Below are 15,852 nucleotides of genomic sequence, written 5' to 3' on the forward strand. Positions count from 1 at the left end.
CGCCATGGAGAACCAAGAGGAGGCCCGGCGAGGTGGACGTCTCGGCCGCTGGGGGCTCGGCCGCTGGGGGCTGGTCGCGGCCCTCACCGGGTGTCTGGTGCTCGGCGGGACGCTGATGGTGGTGCCGGTGCAGCGGACGGGTCCGCGGGCGGCCGTGCCGCCGGCGCCGGGCGCGCAGGCGCTCACGGCGGTGTCGGCGGGGGTGCCGGCCGCGCTGCCGGACCTCGCGGTGCTGATCGGTGAGCGGGAGGCCCATCTGCGGCGGAATCCGCGGGACGCCGAGTCGTGGGCGGTGCTCGGCGCGGCGTACGTGGAGCAGGGGCGGCGGACGGCGCAGTCGGCGTACTACCCGAAGGCCGACCGGGCGCTGCGGACCGCGCTGAAGATCGAGAAGAGCGCCGCCGCCTACGACGGGATGGCGGCGCTGGCGAACGCGCGGCGGGACTTCCGGGCGGCGCGGACATGGGGTGAGGCCGCGCGGAAGCTGGACGCGAAGCGCTGGACGACGTACCCGCTGCTGATCGACGCCTGTACCGGGCTCGGCGACTGGAAGGCCGCGGGGCGGGCGCTGGAGCGGCTTCAGGAGCTGCGGGACGGGCCGGCCGTGCGGGCGAGGGCCGGGGCGGTGTACCGGGACCGGGGCTGGCGTGAGGACGCGATGGCGCAGCTCTCCGACGCGGCGGCGGGCGCGACGGCGCCGGCCGAGCGGGCGGCGTACCTGGAGCGGGTGGGGCAGCTGGCCTGGGAGCGCGGGGAGCGGGAGGCCGCCCTGCGGAACTTCCGGGAGGCGGTGCGGCTCGACCCCGACCAGCGGGCCGCGCAGGCCGGGCAGGGGCGGGCGTTGGCGGCGCTCGGGCGGACGGCGGAGGCGCTGAGCGCGTACCGGCTGGCGCTGACCAACCAGCCGAGCCCGCAATACGCCCTGGAACTGGGCGAGTTGTACGAGTCGCTGGGGCTGCGGGAGGCGGCGCGGGCGCAGTACGACCTGCTGCGGGCGTGGGTGCGCGGCGCCGCCGCGGACGGGGCCGACGAGGAACTCGTCCTCGGCGTGTTCGAGGCCGACCACGGTGATCCCGCCTCCGCAGTCCGCCGGTTGCGGGCGGAGTGGCGGCGCCAGCCGGGGATCGCGGTCGCCGACGCGCTGGGGTGGGCGCTGCACCGGGCCGGGCAGGACGAGGAGGCGCTGCGGTACGCGGTGCGGGCGACGGACAAGGTGCACGGGGGCGGCGTCCGCAGTGCGCTGTACGCCTTCCACCGGGGCATGATCGAGAAGGAGTTGGACCAGGAGGGCCCCGCGCGGCGGCATCTTCAGGAGGCGCTGCGGATCAACCCGTACTTCTCGCAGCTCCAAGTCCGCACGGCCCGGGAGGCGTTGACGGAACTCGGCGCGGAACCGTCCTTGGAGGTACCGGAGTCGGTCACACAGCAGCCGTGCCGATCAGACCGTTGCGCGTGACCAGCGCCGCCAGCTCCGCCTCCGCCAGCCCTTCCGTACCCTCCGGCCTCCTCGGCAGGACCATGTAGCGGCTCTCGGCGCTGGAGTCCCACACCGTGATGTCGACGGTGTCGGGGAGTTCCAGGCCGAACTCCCGCAGCACGGACCGGGGTTCGCGGACCACCCGGGAGCGGTACGCCTCGGACTTGTACCAGCTGGGCGACGGGCCGAGCAGGCGCAGCGGGTAGCAGGAGCAGAGGGTGCAGACGATGACGTGGTGGGTGTCGGCGGTGTTCTCGACGACGCGCAGACGCTGGTACGCGCCCTCCATGTAGCCGAGTTCCTGCACGGCGGCCGTGCCGTCCGCGAGGAGGCGGGACCTGAAGGCCTCGTCGGTCCAGGCACGGGCCACCACCCGGGCGCCGTTCGCCGGGGAGGAGGAGGCGAGGAAGGCGTCGATGGCCTCGTCCACCCGCTCGCCGGTGATCAGGCCCTTCTCCTCCAGCAGGGTTTCCAGGCGCCGTACCCGCCGGGCGATCGTCGCGTCCAGGTGCTCACCGCTCACGGTCGGGATCCTCCTCCAAGTAGCTTTCCCACAGGTCCAGTACGACGTGATGGTCGCCCTCGCCCCACAGGTCTCGGGCCGCGAAGCGGACCGCGTAGATCTGCTCGACCGGCGCGTCCCCGCGGCCCTGCGCGCTGATGTCGGCGAGCTCCGCGGGACCCTCGGGTTCGACGACGACGCCTCGCTTGCCGCGGGCGTAGCGGGGCAGGCGGGTGTGGTGCGGCGGGTCGTGGGGGAAGGTGCGGACGCGGGTGCCGGGCGGGAAGCGGTCGCCGTCAGTCATCCAGCTCACCTGGTTCCAGCACGCCCTTGGCCTCCAGGAGGGCGACGATCGCGGTGAACCAGCGCTCGTAGTACGAGGCCGCCAGGTACTCGGCGGGCGGCATCGACTCGATGGCGTCCCGGAACTCGTTGGTGTTGAACAGGCCTTGGGCGCGCAGGGTGTTGAAGAGGCCGACGATCCGGGCCTCCCAGTCCGCGTGGAAGGGTTCGGTGTCGTCGGCGGTGTCGATCGCGCCGAAGCCCTGGGTACCGCCCACGTCGTTGATCCTCGCCATGGGGCCAGCCTACGGCCGTACGACGGCGGCGGCTCGGCCACGACATCGACGGGGCTACGAGAGTGGCTTGGCGTACAGGGAGAAGCGGCGGGCGCCGGCCGCGCCCGACGCGAGGCCCAGGTAGAGGCCCTTCTGCGTCGTGCGGCGGACGGCGAGGCCCTCCGGCTCGCGGTGGGTGAGGGAGCGGCCGGCCTCGGTGCGCATGCGCTGGAGCAGTTCGCCGGTGGTGAGGTCGACGCAGGAGAGGTGGGCGTTGCCGAACTTGGCGGCCGGGTTGGTCTTGGGGTCGTAGGCGGTGCCGGCGAGCTGGTAGAGGTGGTCGCCGTGCAGGGCGTACCCCTGGAAGGGGATCTTGGGGTCGGGGTGCGGGGCGGGCTGGGCGATGTCGGCGACGGGGTCGTCGTAGTCGCGGTCGACGAAGGCGTCGAGGTCCCAGACGCGGTAGCGGGGCTTGCCCTTGATGCGGTAGCGGACGGCTATGCGCCTGCTCGCCATGCAGACCGTGGGCTGGTTGTTGGTCGAACCCGGTATCGGCTTGCGGGTGTGGACGTCCGCGACGGTGCGGGTGGCGCCGGCGGCGAACTGGAAGCGGGTGACGGCCTGGCCGTAGCCGCGCTTCGCCTCGCACTCGGTCCAGATCCACACCTTGCCGTCGGCGGCGTTCTGCACGCCCATGCTGACGCCGTGCCCGAAGCCCTGGAGGTGCATGTGGCCGAGCAACGTGCCGTCGTAGTCGAGCTTGTTGAGGCAGAGGTGGCCGGCGCCGATGCCGCCGCGGCGGACCTGGAGGGCGTACAGGTGCCGGTGCACCTCGTCGAAGGCGAAGGACTGCAGGACCGTGCCCTCGTGCAGGGCCTTCTCCTTCAGCCGGCGCTTCGCGGGCACGGCGAGGTCGACGCGGTCGGTCACGGGGGTGAGGTTACCGCGACCTCACAGGTTGCCGCGGCGGGCCTGCTCGCGCTCGATCGCCTCGAAGAGGGCCTTGAAGTTGCCCTTGCCGAAGCCCATCGAGCCGTGCCGCTCGATGATCTCGAAGAAGACGGTCGGCCGGTCCTGGACCGGCTTGGTGAAGATCTGCAGCAGATAGCCGTCCTCGTCACGGTCGGCGAGGATCTTCAGCTCGCGCAGGGTCTCGACGGGGACGCGGGTGTCGCCGACCCACTCGCCGAGGGTGTCGTAGTACGAGTCGGGGGTGTCGAGGAACCGGACCCCGGCCGCCCGCATGGTCCGTACGGTCTCGACGATGTCGCCGGTGTTCAGGGCGATGTGCTGGACGCCGGCCCCGCCGTAGAACTCCAGGTACTCGTCGATCTGGGACTTCTTCTTGGCGATGGCGGGTTCGTTGATCGGGAACTTCACCTTGAGCGTGCCGTCGGCGACGACCTTGGACATCAGCGCGCTGTACTCGGTGGCGATGTCGTCGCCCACGAACTCCTTCATGTTCGTGAAGCCCATGACCTTGTTGTAGAAGCCGACCCATTCGTTCATCCGGCCGAGCTCGACGTTGCCGACGCAGTGGTCGATGGCCTGGAAGGTGCGGTGGGCGGGCGGCTCGACGAGAGGGCTCGCGGCGACGAAGCCGGGGAGGTAGGGGCCGTCGTACTCCGTGCGCTCGACGAGGGTGTGGCGGGTCTCGCCGTACGTGGCGATCGCGGCCAGCACGACGGTGCCGTGCTCGTCCTTCAGCTCGTGGGGCTCGGTGACGCTCGTCGCGCCGTGCTCGATCGCGTAGGCGTACGCGCGGCGGGCGTCCGGGACCTCGATGGCGAGGTCGACGACGCCGTCGCCGTGCTCGGCCACGTGCCGGGCGAGGAAGTGGCCCCAGGTGGTGGCGGCCTTGATGACGGAGGTGAGGACGAACCGGGCGGAGCCGTTCTCCAGGACGTAGCTCGCGGTCTCGCGGCTGCCGTTCTCCGGTCCGGAGTAGGCGACCAGCCGCATGCCGAAGGCGCTGGAGTAGTAGTGCGCCGCCTGCTTGGCGTTGCCGACGGCGAAGACGACCGCGTCCATTCCCTTGACCGGGAAGGGGTCGGCCTGCCGGGCGGTGTCGGGGGTCTGGTGTGTGGTCTGCGTCATATAGGCAGCGTTCCCCCGTGGCGGCAAGATGAGCAACGGAATGCGCATTCGCTGGACAATATGTCCGATGGCGGGCCCTTACCGGCAGGCCCTCTGTACAGGATGACCACCGGGAAGGGTGACGCTCGTGGGGATCGACGCACTGGACGGACGGATCATCGTGCTGCTGGCGCGGGAGCCCCGGATCGGGGTGCTGGAGATGTCCCGGCGGCTGGGGGTGGCCCGCGGCACGGTGCAGGCACGCCTGGACCGCCTTCAGTCGAATGGCGTCATCCGCGGATTCGGTCCCGAGGTGGATCCGGCGGCCCTCGGCTACCCGGTGACCGCGTTCGCCACGCTCCAGATCCGGCAGGGGCAAGGCACTGACGTACGGGCCCACTTGGCGACCGTGCCGGAGGTCCTGGAGCTGCACACGACCACGGGCTCCGGGGACATGCTGTGCCGCCTGGTGGCCCGGTCCAACGCGGATCTTCAGCGGGTGATCGACCGCGTTGTCGGTTTCGATGGGATCGTCCGGGCCGCCACGGCGATCGTGATGGAGAACCCGGTTCCGCTGCGGATCATCCCGCTGGTGGAACAGGCGGCGGACAGCGAGGACAGGGACTAGCTGTCATGGGGTGACCGCGTGTGAGCTTCTGGGAGTATCTCGGCAACCGTCATCAGCAGCTGCTCGCCGACGCCTATCAGCACGCCAGTGCCGTCTTCCAGTGCATGGTGGTGGCCACGCTTCTCGGGGTGCTGATCGGGGTCGTCACCTATCGCAGCGAATGGGCCGGGAACCTCGCGACGCTGACCACCTCGACCATTCTGACCATCCCGTCGCTCGCCATGATCGGTCTGCTCATCCCGATGGTCGGTCTCGGTGTGCCGCCCACGGTGATCACGCTGACCCTGTACGGGCTGCTGCCGATCGTGCGCAACGCGATCGTCGGCCTGCGCGGGGTCGATCCGTCCCTGGTGGACGCGGCGACGGGCATCGGGATGTCCCGGCCGATGCGGCTGGTGCGGATCGAGCTGCCGCTGGCCTGGCCGCCGATCCTGACCGGGATCCGCGTCTCCACGCAGATGCTGATGGGCATCGCGGCCATCGCCGCCTACGCCTCCGGGCCCGGCCTCGGCAACGAGATCTTCCGTGGGATCGCCTCCCTGGGCAGCAAGAACGCGCTCAACCAGGTGCTCGCGGGCACCCTCGGGATCATCGTCCTGGCCCTGCTGTTCGACGCCGCGTACGTCCTGATCGGGCGGCTGACCATTCCCAGGGGGATCCGTGTCTGAGACCGCCGGCTCCGCTTCGGGGGCCTCCATCGAGCTGGAGAACCTCACCAAGAGGTATCCCGGCAATCCGCAGCCGTCCGTCGACAACGTCAGCATGGAGATCAAGGCGGGCGAGATCGTCATCTTCGTCGGTCCGTCCGGCTGCGGTAAGTCGACGACGCTCAAGATGATCAACAGGTTGATCGAGCCGTCCGGTGGCCGCATCCGGATCAACGGTGAGGACGTCACCGACATCGATCCGGTCAAGCTGCGCCGCAAGGTGGGCTATGCGATCCAATCGGCGGGCCTGTTCCCGCACATGACGGTCGCGCAGAACATCGCGCTGGTGCCGAAGATGGTCGGCTGGGGCAAGAGCCGGATCAAGGACCGGGTGGAGGAGCTGCTCGACCTGGTCGGCCTCGACCCCGGCGAGTTCCACGGCCGGTATCCGCGTCAGCTCTCCGGCGGCCAGCAGCAACGCGTGGGCGTGGCCCGGGCGTTGGCGGCGGACCCGCCGGTGCTGCTGATGGACGAGCCGTTCGGCGCGGTCGACCCGATCACCCGGGACCATCTCCAGGACGAGTTGATCAGGCTCCAGCACGAGCTGCACAAGACGATCGTGTTCGTCACGCACGACTTCGACGAGGCGATCAAACTGGGCGACCGTATCGCCGTGCTGCGCGAACGCTCGCACATCGCGCAGTTCGACACCCCGGAGGCGATCCTCACCAACCCGGCGGACGACTTCGTGTCGGGATTCGTCGGCGCGGGCGCGGCCCTCAAGCGGCTGAACCTGACCCGCGTACGGAACGTGGAGATCACCGACTACCCCACGGTGACCGTCGACGACCCGCTCCAGGACATCTTCAACCGGCTCCGGGACAGCGGTACGAACGAGATCCTGCTCCTCGACAGGCGCGGGCGCCCCTACAAGTGGCTGCGGCGCGGCGACCTGATGCGGGCGAAGGGTTCGCTGGCGCGGGCGGGCACGCTCGTGAGCGACACGGTGACGCGGGACGCGACCCTGCGGGACGCGCTGGAGGCCGTGCTGACGGACAACGCGGGGCGGGTGGCGGTGACCGGGCGGCGCGGGGAGTACACGGGCGTCGTCGACATGGAGACGCTGATGAACTCCGTGCACGAACTGCTGGAGGCGGACCGGCTGGAGGCCATGGAGCACCAGCACGAGCTGGAGGAGGCCAGGGCCGCGCAGACCCACGCCGAACAGGAGGGCGACGGAGGGGAGAAGAAGGCGTGAGCGTCCCCGAGCTGGAGGAGCAGGAGGACTCCCTGGAGGAGCGGGAGGCGCCGGCACCGCGGGTGGAGATGCGGCGCCGGATCACCTGGCAGAAGCTGACGTTTCTGCCGGCTGTCCTGGTGGCGCTGCTGCTGGCGACCTGGCTGTGGTTCCAGCAGGCGGAACTGGACCCGCTCTCCGAGAACGCGCTGTCCAACGGGCAGGTGTCGAAGGCCCTTTGGCAGCAGGTGCAGCTGGTGGTGATCTCCACCTTCTTCGTGCTGATCATCGCGATCCCGCTGGGCATCCTGCTGACCCGGAAGATGTTCCGGAAGGCCACCCCGGTCGCCATGGCCGTCGCCAACATGGGCCAGGCGACCCCGGCGATCGGCCTCCTCGCCCTGCTGGTGATCTGGCTGGGCACGGGGACGAAGGCGGCGCTGATCGGCATCATCATCTACGCGGTGCTCCCGGTGCTGTCGAACACGATCGCGGGCCTGAAGGCGAACGACCCGACGCTGCTGGAGGCGGCGCGGGGCATCGGGATGTCGTCGGTGGGGGTGCTGACGCGGGTGGAACTCCCGCTCGCGGTCCCCCTGATCCTCGCGGGCGTCCGCACGGCCCTGGTCCTCAATGTCGGTACGGCGACGCTGGCGACGTTCGGCGGGGGCGGCGGCCTGGGTGTCCTGATCACGACCGGCATCACCAACCAGCGCATGCCGGTGCTGATGCTGGGCTCGATCCTCACGGTGGCGCTGGCCCTGCTGGTGGACTGGCTGGCCTCGCTCGCGGAACTGGTGCTCAGGCCACGGGGGTTGGAGGTGGGGCGATGAGGCGGGTGTGCCTGGTGACGGCGGGGCTGCTGGTGCTGGCCTCGGCCTGCGGTCTGACGAGCGGCTCCCCCATGGTGGACGACGTGAAGCCGGGGTCGATCGGCGGCGGCGAACCGCTGAAGGGCGCGAGCCTGACGGTCACGTCCAAGGAGTTCACGGAACAGCTGATCCTGGGCGCGATCATGGGGATCGCGTTCGAGGCGGCGGGCGCGGACGTACTGGACCGCACCGGCATCCAGGGGTCCATCGGGGCACGGGAGGCGGTCAAGTCCGGTGACGCGGACGGGATGTACGAGTACACGGGCACCGCGTGGATCACGTACCAGGGCAACAGCGAGCCGATCGCCGACCCGCGGGCGCAGTGGGAGGCGGTACGGAAGGCCGACCTGAAGAACGGTCTGACGTGGCTGCCCCCCGCGGCGCTGAACAACACGTACGCGCTGGCCATGAACGCGGCCAACGCCGAGAAGTACGGCACGAAGACGCTGTCGGACGTGGCCGCGCTGTCGAAGTCCGACCCCGGTGCGGTGACGCTGTGCGTGGAGAGCGAGTTCGCCAACCGCGCGGACGGGTTGCCGGGCATGGAGAAGGCATACGGGATGAGCGTGCCGACGAGGAACATCACGCAGATGGACACCGGGATCATCTACACCCAGGTGAAGAAGGGCAGTTGCACCTACGGCGAGGTCTTCACGACCGACGGCCGCATCAGGTCCATGAACCTCGCGGTCATGCGGGACGACAGGAAGTTCTTCCCCAACTACAACGCCGCCCCCGAGATCAACTCCAAGGCCCTGAAGAAGTGGCCGGCGATCGAGAAGGTCCTGGACCCGGTCACGAAGAAGCTGGACAACACGGTGGCGCAGGAGCTGAACGCCAAGGTGGACGTGGACGGGGAGGATCCGCACGAGGTGGCGCTGGACTGGATGAAGGCGGAGGGGTTCGTGAAGGAGGGGTGACCCGGCCTCCGGCGGTGACCCGGCTTCCGGCGGTGACCCGGCTTCCGGCGACTTACAAAGAAGGCGTTGCAAAGGAACCTTTGCATAGCTATCTTTGTACGCATGCCGGAAGAGCCCAACCTACGGAAACTTGACGCGCGTTCACTGCGCGGGCTGGCGCATCCGCTGCGGATGCAGTTGCTCGACGCCCTGCGTTTCGAAGGGCCCGCCACCGCGTCCCAACTGGCCGAGAGGCTGGGTGAGTCGAGCGGGGCGACCAGTTATCACCTGCGCCAGCTTGCCGCCCACGGCTTCGTGGCGGACGATCCCGAGCGCGGCAAGGGTCGGGAGCGCTGGTGGAAAGCGGTCCACACCGGGCTGACCTTCGACGACTCCCTGCTCACGGACAGCGACCCTGCCGTCCGCGGGGCCGCCGACCTCTACCTCCACGAGGTCGCCACCACCCAGATCCAGAACCTCTCCGCCTGGCTGGGAACCCGCGCCACCTGGCCGGAGGCCTGGAACCGCGTCTGGGACATGAGCAGCGCGACGCTACAGCTGACGCCGGAGCAGAGCCTCGAACTCATCGAGAAGATGCACGCCCTGATCGAGACCTACCGCGATCTACCCGCGGGCGACGACACGGCTCAGGTACGCATCCACACCCACGCCTTCCCCATCACGACGGACGGAAAGGAACCCCAGTGATCGACCCGGAGACCCACCTCGCCCTGCACCAGCTCCGCGCGGCCGACCTCCACGCCCAAGCCGAAGCGCACCGCCTCGCCACCGAGGCCAAGCCCCGGAGCGAGCTGCGCACCCGCGTCGGCTGGACCCTCGTAGAGCTCGGTCTGCGTCTCGCCGCCGACCCCCGCCCCGCCCTCGCCTAACAGCTCGGAACCGAACCCTTCCCCGACTCCAGCGCCACCAGGGAGCTGACCGCCCCCTTCAGCGTCGTCACCGGGATCAGCCGCAGCCCCTTGGGGAGTTCCGCCTTCGCGTCGCCGCACTCGTCCTTGGGGACGAGGAACACCGTGGCACCGTCCCGCTTCGCGGCCTGGGTCTTCAGGGAGACGCCACCCACCGCGCCCACCGTCCCATCCGCGTCGATCGTGCCCGTACCGGCGATCACCCGGCCGCCCGTGAGGTCACCGCCGTTGCTGTCGCCGTCCAGCTTGTCGACGATGCCGAGGGAGAAGAGGAGCCCGGCGCTGGGCCCGCCCACGTCGGCCAGTTTCAGGGTGACCTTGATGTTCTTGCCGGAGAGGTCCAGGTAGTTCAGCGCGGCCTCGGTCGCCGCGTCCTGGGACTGCTTCATCTGCTCGGTGTTGTGCTGCTCGATCTCCTTGGTGGACTGGCCGCTCGGATAGACCGAGTCGCGCGGCATGACCGCCTGGTCCGTGGCGAACCACGCGTCGAGCACGTCCCCGAGCGAGACCCGGGTGTCCGGATTGGTCGCCTCGATGGTCGTCATCCGCAGCTGCCCGGTCGTCGTACGCGTCTCGGCGCCCTTGATGGTGATCACCGGGGTGTGCTGGTTCTCGCCGAGGACGTTCGCCGTCATGCCGGGCTGCGTCAGGGAGAACGGCAGGGGCGCGAACGCCGCGGTGGCGAGCAGGGCCACGACGGGCAGGGCGCAGACGGCGACGGCCCGGGGGCGCGTGAGGCGAGAGAGCACGGGATCAATCTAACGCGACGGTCACTTCCGGCCACGGCCACGGGGGTGGCCCGCGGCCGCCCCGCTCCCCCTCGCCGAGCCCTCAGCGCAACGCCTCCGCCACCTCCCGTGCCGCGTCCATCACGCGCGGGCCCACCCGTTCGGGCACCGCGTCCGCCAGCATCACCACGCCGACGCTGCCCTCGACGCCCGTGACGCCGAGCAGCGGGGCGGCGGCGCCGCTGGCTCCCGCCTCCAGTTCGCCGTGGGTGAGGGTGTAGCCCGGCTCGCCGGACGGCTGGGTGCGGGCGGACAGGATCGCCCGGCCCGCGGCGCCCCGGTCCAGGGGGTGGCGGAACCCGGCGCGGTAGGCCACGTGGTAGTCCGTCCACGTCGGCTCGACCACGGCGACAGCCAGCGCCTCCGCCCCGTCGACCAGCGTGAGATGGGCCGTGGCCCCGATGTCCTCGGCGAGGGAACGCAGGGCCGGCAGCGCGGCCTCGCGCACCAGCGGATGCACCTGGCGGCCCAGGCGCAGCACGCCGAGGCCGACCCGGGCACGGCCGCCCAGATCACGTCGTACGAGAGCGTGCTGTTCGAGGGTGGCGAGCAACCGGTATACGACAGTCCGGTTCACGCCCAGCTTGTTGGATAGCTCGGTGACGGTCAGCCCGTGGTCCGTATCGGCCAGCAGCTTGAGGACACGCAGTCCTCGGTCGAGCGTCTGAGAGGTCTCCGCGGTCACGACGCCCACTCCTCCAAGTGGTGAGGTCGGCGGCCTTGTCGCGGCGGTGCGTCATCGAGTCCCGTCGGTGACGCGCGTCAGAGGCCGCCGATCGGCCGGCGGCCCGGCATGCGTACCGGGCCGCGTCGCTTCACGGCTGCGCTCCGCGGCGGCGCTGCCACGGGGCGTGTGCGTAGCGGGACATTAGCGAAGCCGGTTCGCTGAGCGGAAGGCTCCGTCCAGAATCCGGTCACTGGCCGGTACGGAGTACTTCTGTTTGTCCTGATACGTACGACGCCCAGCATCCTGCGAGGACAGCATCTGACATGCCCCGCACCCTCTCGGCCAGGGGCTCAGCGCATCCGGGTGGCCCACTCCTGGACCTTGGCGATGCGCTGCCGCAGCTGCCCGGCCGTGGCCTCGGCGCTGGGGGGTCCGCCGCAAACGCGCCGCAGCTCGGTGTGGATGACCCCGTGCGGCTTGCCGCTCTGGTGGACGTAAGCACTCACCATCGTGTTGAGCTGCTTCCGCAGCTCCATCATCTCCTTGTGGGAGACGACGGGCCGCCGCTCGGCGGGCAGTTCCAGCAGGTCCGCCTCGGAGTCCGGCTTCTTGCGGCTGTGCGCGATCTGCCGGGCCTGCCGCTTCTGGAGCAGCAGCTGCACCTGGTCGGGCTCCAGGAGGCCCGGAATCCCGAGGTAGTCCTGCTCCTCCTCGCTGCCCGGGTGCGCCTGCATGCCGAACTCGGCACCGTCGTAGAGCACCCGGTCGAAGACGGCCTCGGACTCCAGCGCCTCGAAGGCGAACTGCTCCTGCTCGCCGGTGTCCTCGTCCTGCTCCTTGTTCGCCTCCTCCATCTCCTTCTCGGACTCGGCGTACGGGTCCTCCTCGCCCTCCTTCTTCGGCTTGTCGAGGGCGTGGTCCCGTTCCACCTCCATCTCGTTGGCGAAGGTGAGCAGGTCGGGGACGGTCGGGAGGAAGACGGAGGCGGTCTCGCCACGCCGCCGGGACCGCACGAAACGCCCGACGGCCTGCGCGAAGAAGAGGGGTGTGGAGATGGTGGTGGCGTACACCCCGACGGCCAGCCGCGGCACGTCGACCCCCTCCGACACCATGCGGACGGCGACCATCCACCGGTCGTTGCTCGCACTGAAGTCGTCGATGCGCTTGGAGGCGCCGGCGTCGTCGGAGAGGACGAGGGTGGCCTTGGTGCCCGTGATCTCGCGGATCAGCTTGGCGTAGGCGCGGGCGGAGTCCTGGTCGGAGGCGATGACGAGCGCGCCCGCGTCCGGGATGGCCTTGCGGACCTCGGTGAGCCGCTGGTCGGCGGCGCGCAGCACGCTCGGCATCCACTCACCGCGCGGATCGAGCGCCGTACGCCAGGCCTGCGAGATGGCGTCCTTGGTCATGGGCTCGCCGAGCCGGGCGGCGATCTCGTCGCCGGCCTTCGTCCGCCAGCGCATGTTGCCGCTGTAGGACAGGAAGATCACCGGGCGCACGACATGGTCGGCGAGCGCGTTCCCGTACCCGTACGTGTAGTCGGCGGCCGAGCGCCGAATGCCCGCGTTGTCCTCCTCGTACGTCACGAAGGGGATGGGGTTGGTGTCGGACCGGAACGGCGTACCGGTGAGCGCGAGCCGGCGGGTGGCGGGCTCGAAGGCTTCGAGGCAGGCCTCGCCCCAGGACTTGGAGTCGCCGGCGTGGTGGATCTCGTCGAGGATGACGAGGGTCTTGCGCTGCTCGACGCGGTTGCGGTGCAGCATGGGCCGGACGCCGACACCGGCGTAGGTGACGGCGACGCCGTGGTAGTCCTTGCCGAGCGGGCCCGCGCTGTACTCCGGGTCCAGCTTGATCCCTATCCGCGCCGCCGCTTCCGCCCACTGTTTCTTCAGGTGCTCGGTCGGCGCGACCACGGTCACCTGCTGCACGACGTGGTGGTGCAGCAGCCAGGAGGCGAGGGTGAGGGCGAAGGTCGTCTTGCCGGCGCCCGGGGTCGCCACCGCGAGGAAGTCACGCGGCTGCTCCTGGATGTACTTCTCCATCGCCCCCTGCTGCCAGGCACGCAGCTTGCTGGCGGTGCCCCAGGGGGCGCGGCCGGGGAAGGCGGGCGAGAGGTGATGGGACGTGGTGGAGGCGGCGGTAGTAGTCACGGTCTCCGTACGAAGGGGTCGGGCGGCTCGGCTGGTGGTCCGTAAGGTCGGGCTACGTATGACAACCGGGCCACCCTACCGGCGGCCCGACGCCGTCAACGTGCGGACGGGGGCGGGTCGCCCTTGGGTGGGACCGAGGTCACACGGCTTCGTGGAGGCCCTTCAGCCGCCGGGCAATCAGGCTCACGTCCTCAAGGTCGCCGGACGCCACCTCGATGACGAGCTTGTACGCCTCGTCCTGATCGACGTCGAGCATTTCGGTGCCGTTGAAGTCGAGGAAGACGACGGTGCACATCCACCCCATGGGCTTGTTGCCGTCCACCAGGGGATGGTGCACCGTCAGCGACTGCAGCAGCGCCGCGGCCTTCTCGAAAAGGTCCGTGTACGCCTCGACGCCGAACATCTGCGACTGGGGACGGTGGACGGCCGAGCTGAGCAGACCCAGATCGCGCACGGCGACCTGCGTCTGCTCCCCACACGCCAGCTCCGCCAGGTCCAGAACCTCCTGGACCGTGAGGTACTTCATCTACTCCCCCAGCCTCCGCAGCAGGTCGGCGTGGCCCGCCGCGTACTTCGCCCCCAGGCGCCGCACCGTCGCCCGGTCGGCCTCCTGCTCCAGATACCGGTCGATCGCCTGAAGCACTATGGCGTGCATGCTGCGCCCCTCCTCCTCGGCCCGCAGCTTGAGCGCCTCCTGCTGGTCGTCACGCAGACGAAGATTCATAGCCATACCACGATGGTACCGCCAATGGGGCCATCACGGTACCGTCCATCAGACAGACACCCGCAACCGCCGCGTCACCCAAGCCCCCACCAACGCCACCCCCGCCATCGGCAGGAACACCACCGCGAAGGCCCCCGGATGCGAGCCCGACGCCTCCGTCGCCGCATGGCTCACCGCGCCGCCGCCCAGCGCGGCGAACGCGGCGCCGCCCGCAGCCAGCAGGACCACGTTGGCAAGCGCATCGGAGATCTGGAGGGACGCGGAGTTCGTACCGGCCTCCTCGGGGGCGGAGAGCTCGAGCAGCAGCACGCTGGTGGAGGAGATCACCAGGCCCATGCCGAAGCACCCGAAGGCCCAGGCCACCGCGACCGTCCAGGCCGGCACCGAGTCGATCAGCACACTCGGCGCCGCGGCGATGGACACCGCCACCAGCACCATCCCGGCCGTCATCAGCCGCTCCCGGTACGGTTCCACCCGCGCCCGCGACTGCACCCATGACCCCAGCGCCCACGTCAGCCCGCCCGCCGCGAGCGAGAACCCGGCGAGCGTCGGCGTGAGTCCCCGCTGCGTGACCAGCATCAGCGGCACGAAGGACTCGGCGGCGATGAAGGACCCCGCGGCGACCCCGCGCAGCAGCACGACGGAGGGCAGGCCGCGGGCGGCCCGGTAGGTGCCGCGGGGCAGCAGCCCCAGCACGGCCGGCACGAGGAGCGCGGCGCCCGCGACGCCCGGGACCAGCGAGAGCCACCTCAGATCCTGGGCGGCGTACTGCAACAGTCCCGCGCCCAGCGAGATGCCGAGGGCGAGGCGGATGCGGCGCCGGTCGAAGGAGGCGCTGCGGGCGGAGCCGCCGACCGGGCCGCCGGCCCGCCGCCGGATCTGCGGCAGCGCGAGCGCCAGCGGAAAGACGACGAGCACCGGAATCCCGACGAACACCCACCGCCAGCCCAGATGCTCGGTCACCGCGCCCGCCGCGAGCGGCCCGACGATCGACGGCACGACCCAGCCCGCGGCGAAGGCGGCCATGATCGCGGGCCGCAGCCGCTCGGGGTAGGCCCGCCCGACGACGACGTACAGCGCGACGATGACGAGCCCGCCGCCGAACCCCTGCACGGCCCGCCCGAGGATGAACAGCCACATCGCCCCCGCCCTGCCGGACAGCAGCAGCCCGGCGGCGAAGGAGGCGATGCCGCAGGTCAGCGGCCCGAGGGGCCCGCGCCGGTCGGACCACTGTCCGGAGAGCACCATCCCGAACAACGACGTCGTGAAATACCCCGAGAACGCGAACGCGTACAGCGACACCCCGTCCAGCTCCCGCGCCGCCACCGGCATCGCCGTCCCGACCGCGGTCGCCTCGAAGGCGATGAGCAGCACGACCGACACGATCCCGACGCTGAGCGCCCGGTAGGCCCGGCTCAGCACTCCGTCCTCGATACCGGCGGGCAGGTCAGGGGCGGTCTCCGCGACATCGGCGTCGCGCGGTTCGAGGGTGGTCATGGTCGCCAGGGTAAGGGCCGAGCCAGGCTTTTGCCCCTGTCGGAGGGAGGGCCGGCGCTGGGACCTTGGTCGTACGACCGCAGCCGCGCCCGGCGCCTTTCATGAACGGCGTGTGGCAGTCCCGTTGCAGGGCGGGCGATTCCCTTGAGCCCCTTCTCGCCCCGCCCGTACGGTCATCTCACCGAGGTCGGAACGGACCACAGAC

General features: G+C 70.5%; 19 protein-coding genes. 8 read left to right on the forward strand and 11 right to left on the reverse strand.

Annotated features, from left to right (window positions below; genetic code table 11):
- Nucleotides 1–4 precede the first annotated feature (4 nt).
- Nucleotides 5–1,456 (forward strand): tetratricopeptide repeat protein, encoded by a 1,452-nt coding sequence (locus CRP56_RS16385; RefSeq protein WP_097264712.1) that lies wholly within the window; start codon nt 5–7, stop codon nt 1,454–1,456.
- Here the strand turns inward: CRP56_RS16385 and nthA are convergent.
- The 5 genes from nthA to hppD are packed head-to-tail and all read right to left on the reverse strand — an operon-like array spanning nt 1,419 to nt 4,633.
- Nucleotides 1,419–2,000 carry a nitrile hydratase subunit alpha gene (gene nthA / locus CRP56_RS16390; protein WP_097264714.1) on the reverse strand — a complete coding sequence of 194 codons (582 nt, stop codon included), beginning with the start codon at nt 1,998–2,000 and terminating at the stop codon, nt 1,419–1,421. The genes CRP56_RS16385 and nthA overlap by 38 nt on opposite strands.
- A complete protein-coding gene (locus CRP56_RS16395; RefSeq protein ID WP_097264716.1) occupies nt 1,990–2,283 on the reverse strand; it encodes an SH3-like domain-containing protein in 294 nt (97 codons plus the stop codon). The genes nthA and CRP56_RS16395 overlap by 11 nt, the downstream gene beginning before the upstream one ends.
- Nucleotides 2,276–2,557, reverse strand: a complete 282-nt coding sequence (locus tag CRP56_RS16400; protein WP_097264718.1) for an SH3-like domain-containing protein — start codon at nt 2,555–2,557, stop codon at nt 2,276–2,278. Before CRP56_RS16400 ends, CRP56_RS16395 begins: the two co-directional genes overlap by 8 nt.
- A gap of 54 nt (nt 2,558–2,611) precedes the next feature.
- Nucleotides 2,612–3,466 (reverse strand): phage baseplate protein, encoded by an 855-nt coding sequence (locus CRP56_RS16405; RefSeq protein ID WP_097264721.1) that lies wholly within the window; start codon nt 3,464–3,466, stop codon nt 2,612–2,614.
- Nucleotides 3,467–3,487: 21 nt separating this feature from the next.
- Nucleotides 3,488–4,633: a 4-hydroxyphenylpyruvate dioxygenase gene (gene hppD, locus CRP56_RS16410; RefSeq protein WP_097264723.1), complete on the reverse strand. Its 1,146-nt coding sequence runs from the start codon at nt 4,631–4,633 to the stop codon at nt 3,488–3,490.
- A gap of 127 nt (nt 4,634–4,760) precedes the next feature.
- Here hppD and CRP56_RS16415 point away from each other — a divergent pair, with 127 nt between their 5' ends.
- The 7 genes from CRP56_RS16415 to CRP56_RS16445 all read left to right on the forward strand — a co-directional run bounded on the left by CRP56_RS16415 (nt 4,761) and on the right by CRP56_RS16445 (nt 9,785).
- The gene (locus tag CRP56_RS16415; protein ID WP_097274116.1) at nt 4,761–5,240 is read left to right on the forward strand and encodes an Lrp/AsnC family transcriptional regulator; all 480 of its coding nucleotides are present in this window, start codon (nt 4,761–4,763) and stop codon (nt 5,238–5,240) included.
- 20 nt (nt 5,241–5,260) lie between these two features.
- Entirely contained in the window at nt 5,261–5,908 is a 648-nt protein-coding gene (locus tag CRP56_RS16420; RefSeq protein WP_097264725.1) for an ABC transporter permease, read from the forward strand.
- On the forward strand, nt 5,901–7,145 hold the full coding sequence (locus CRP56_RS16425) for a betaine/proline/choline family ABC transporter ATP-binding protein (protein WP_097264727.1): 1,245 nt from the start codon (nt 5,901–5,903) through the stop codon (nt 7,143–7,145). Before CRP56_RS16420 ends, CRP56_RS16425 begins: the two co-directional genes overlap by 8 nt.
- A 68-nt stretch (nt 7,146–7,213) precedes the next feature.
- The gene (locus CRP56_RS16430) at nt 7,214–7,957 is read left to right on the forward strand and encodes an ABC transporter permease (protein ID WP_257041935.1); all 744 of its coding nucleotides are present in this window, start codon (nt 7,214–7,216) and stop codon (nt 7,955–7,957) included.
- The gene (locus tag CRP56_RS16435) at nt 7,954–8,916 is read left to right on the forward strand and encodes a glycine betaine ABC transporter substrate-binding protein (RefSeq protein ID WP_097264731.1); all 963 of its coding nucleotides are present in this window, start codon (nt 7,954–7,956) and stop codon (nt 8,914–8,916) included. Before CRP56_RS16430 ends, CRP56_RS16435 begins: the two co-directional genes overlap by 4 nt.
- A gap of 102 nt (nt 8,917–9,018) precedes the next feature.
- The gene (locus CRP56_RS16440) at nt 9,019–9,603 is read left to right on the forward strand and encodes an ArsR/SmtB family transcription factor (RefSeq protein WP_097264733.1); all 585 of its coding nucleotides are present in this window, start codon (nt 9,019–9,021) and stop codon (nt 9,601–9,603) included.
- A complete protein-coding gene (locus tag CRP56_RS16445; protein ID WP_097274118.1) occupies nt 9,603–9,785 on the forward strand; it encodes a hypothetical protein in 183 nt (60 codons plus the stop codon). Before CRP56_RS16440 ends, CRP56_RS16445 begins: the two co-directional genes overlap by 1 nt.
- Here CRP56_RS16445 and CRP56_RS16450 read toward each other — a convergent pair.
- From CRP56_RS16450 to CRP56_RS16475, 6 genes are all read right to left on the reverse strand, one after another.
- A complete protein-coding gene (locus CRP56_RS16450; protein ID WP_097264735.1) occupies nt 9,782–10,573 on the reverse strand; it encodes a YlbL family protein in 792 nt (263 codons plus the stop codon). The genes CRP56_RS16445 and CRP56_RS16450 overlap by 4 nt on opposite strands.
- 82 nt (nt 10,574–10,655) lie before the next feature.
- Nucleotides 10,656–11,297 (reverse strand): IclR family transcriptional regulator, encoded by a 642-nt coding sequence (locus CRP56_RS16455; RefSeq protein WP_097264737.1) that lies wholly within the window; start codon nt 11,295–11,297, stop codon nt 10,656–10,658.
- Between the two features lie 332 nt (nt 11,298–11,629).
- Nucleotides 11,630–13,426, reverse strand: a complete 1,797-nt coding sequence (locus tag CRP56_RS16460; RefSeq protein ID WP_097264740.1) for a DEAD/DEAH box helicase — start codon at nt 13,424–13,426, stop codon at nt 11,630–11,632.
- A 139-nt stretch (nt 13,427–13,565) separates the two neighbouring features.
- Nucleotides 13,566–13,952, reverse strand: a complete 387-nt coding sequence (locus CRP56_RS16465) for a type II toxin-antitoxin system death-on-curing family toxin (protein WP_097264742.1) — start codon at nt 13,950–13,952, stop codon at nt 13,566–13,568.
- Nucleotides 13,953–14,150 (reverse strand): Arc family DNA-binding protein, encoded by a 198-nt coding sequence (locus CRP56_RS16470; protein ID WP_013003224.1) that lies wholly within the window; start codon nt 14,148–14,150, stop codon nt 13,953–13,955.
- 48 nt (nt 14,151–14,198) lie between these two features.
- Nucleotides 14,199–15,647 carry an MFS transporter gene (locus CRP56_RS16475; protein ID WP_097264744.1) on the reverse strand — a complete coding sequence of 483 codons (1,449 nt, stop codon included), beginning with the start codon at nt 15,645–15,647 and terminating at the stop codon, nt 14,199–14,201.
- Nucleotides 15,648–15,852: the final 205 nt, after the last annotated feature.

The organism is Streptomyces sp. TLI_55 (assembly GCF_900206255.1).
In the GTDB taxonomy this organism is placed as follows: Bacteria; Actinomycetota; Actinomycetes; order Streptomycetales; family Streptomycetaceae; genus Streptomyces; species Streptomyces aquilus.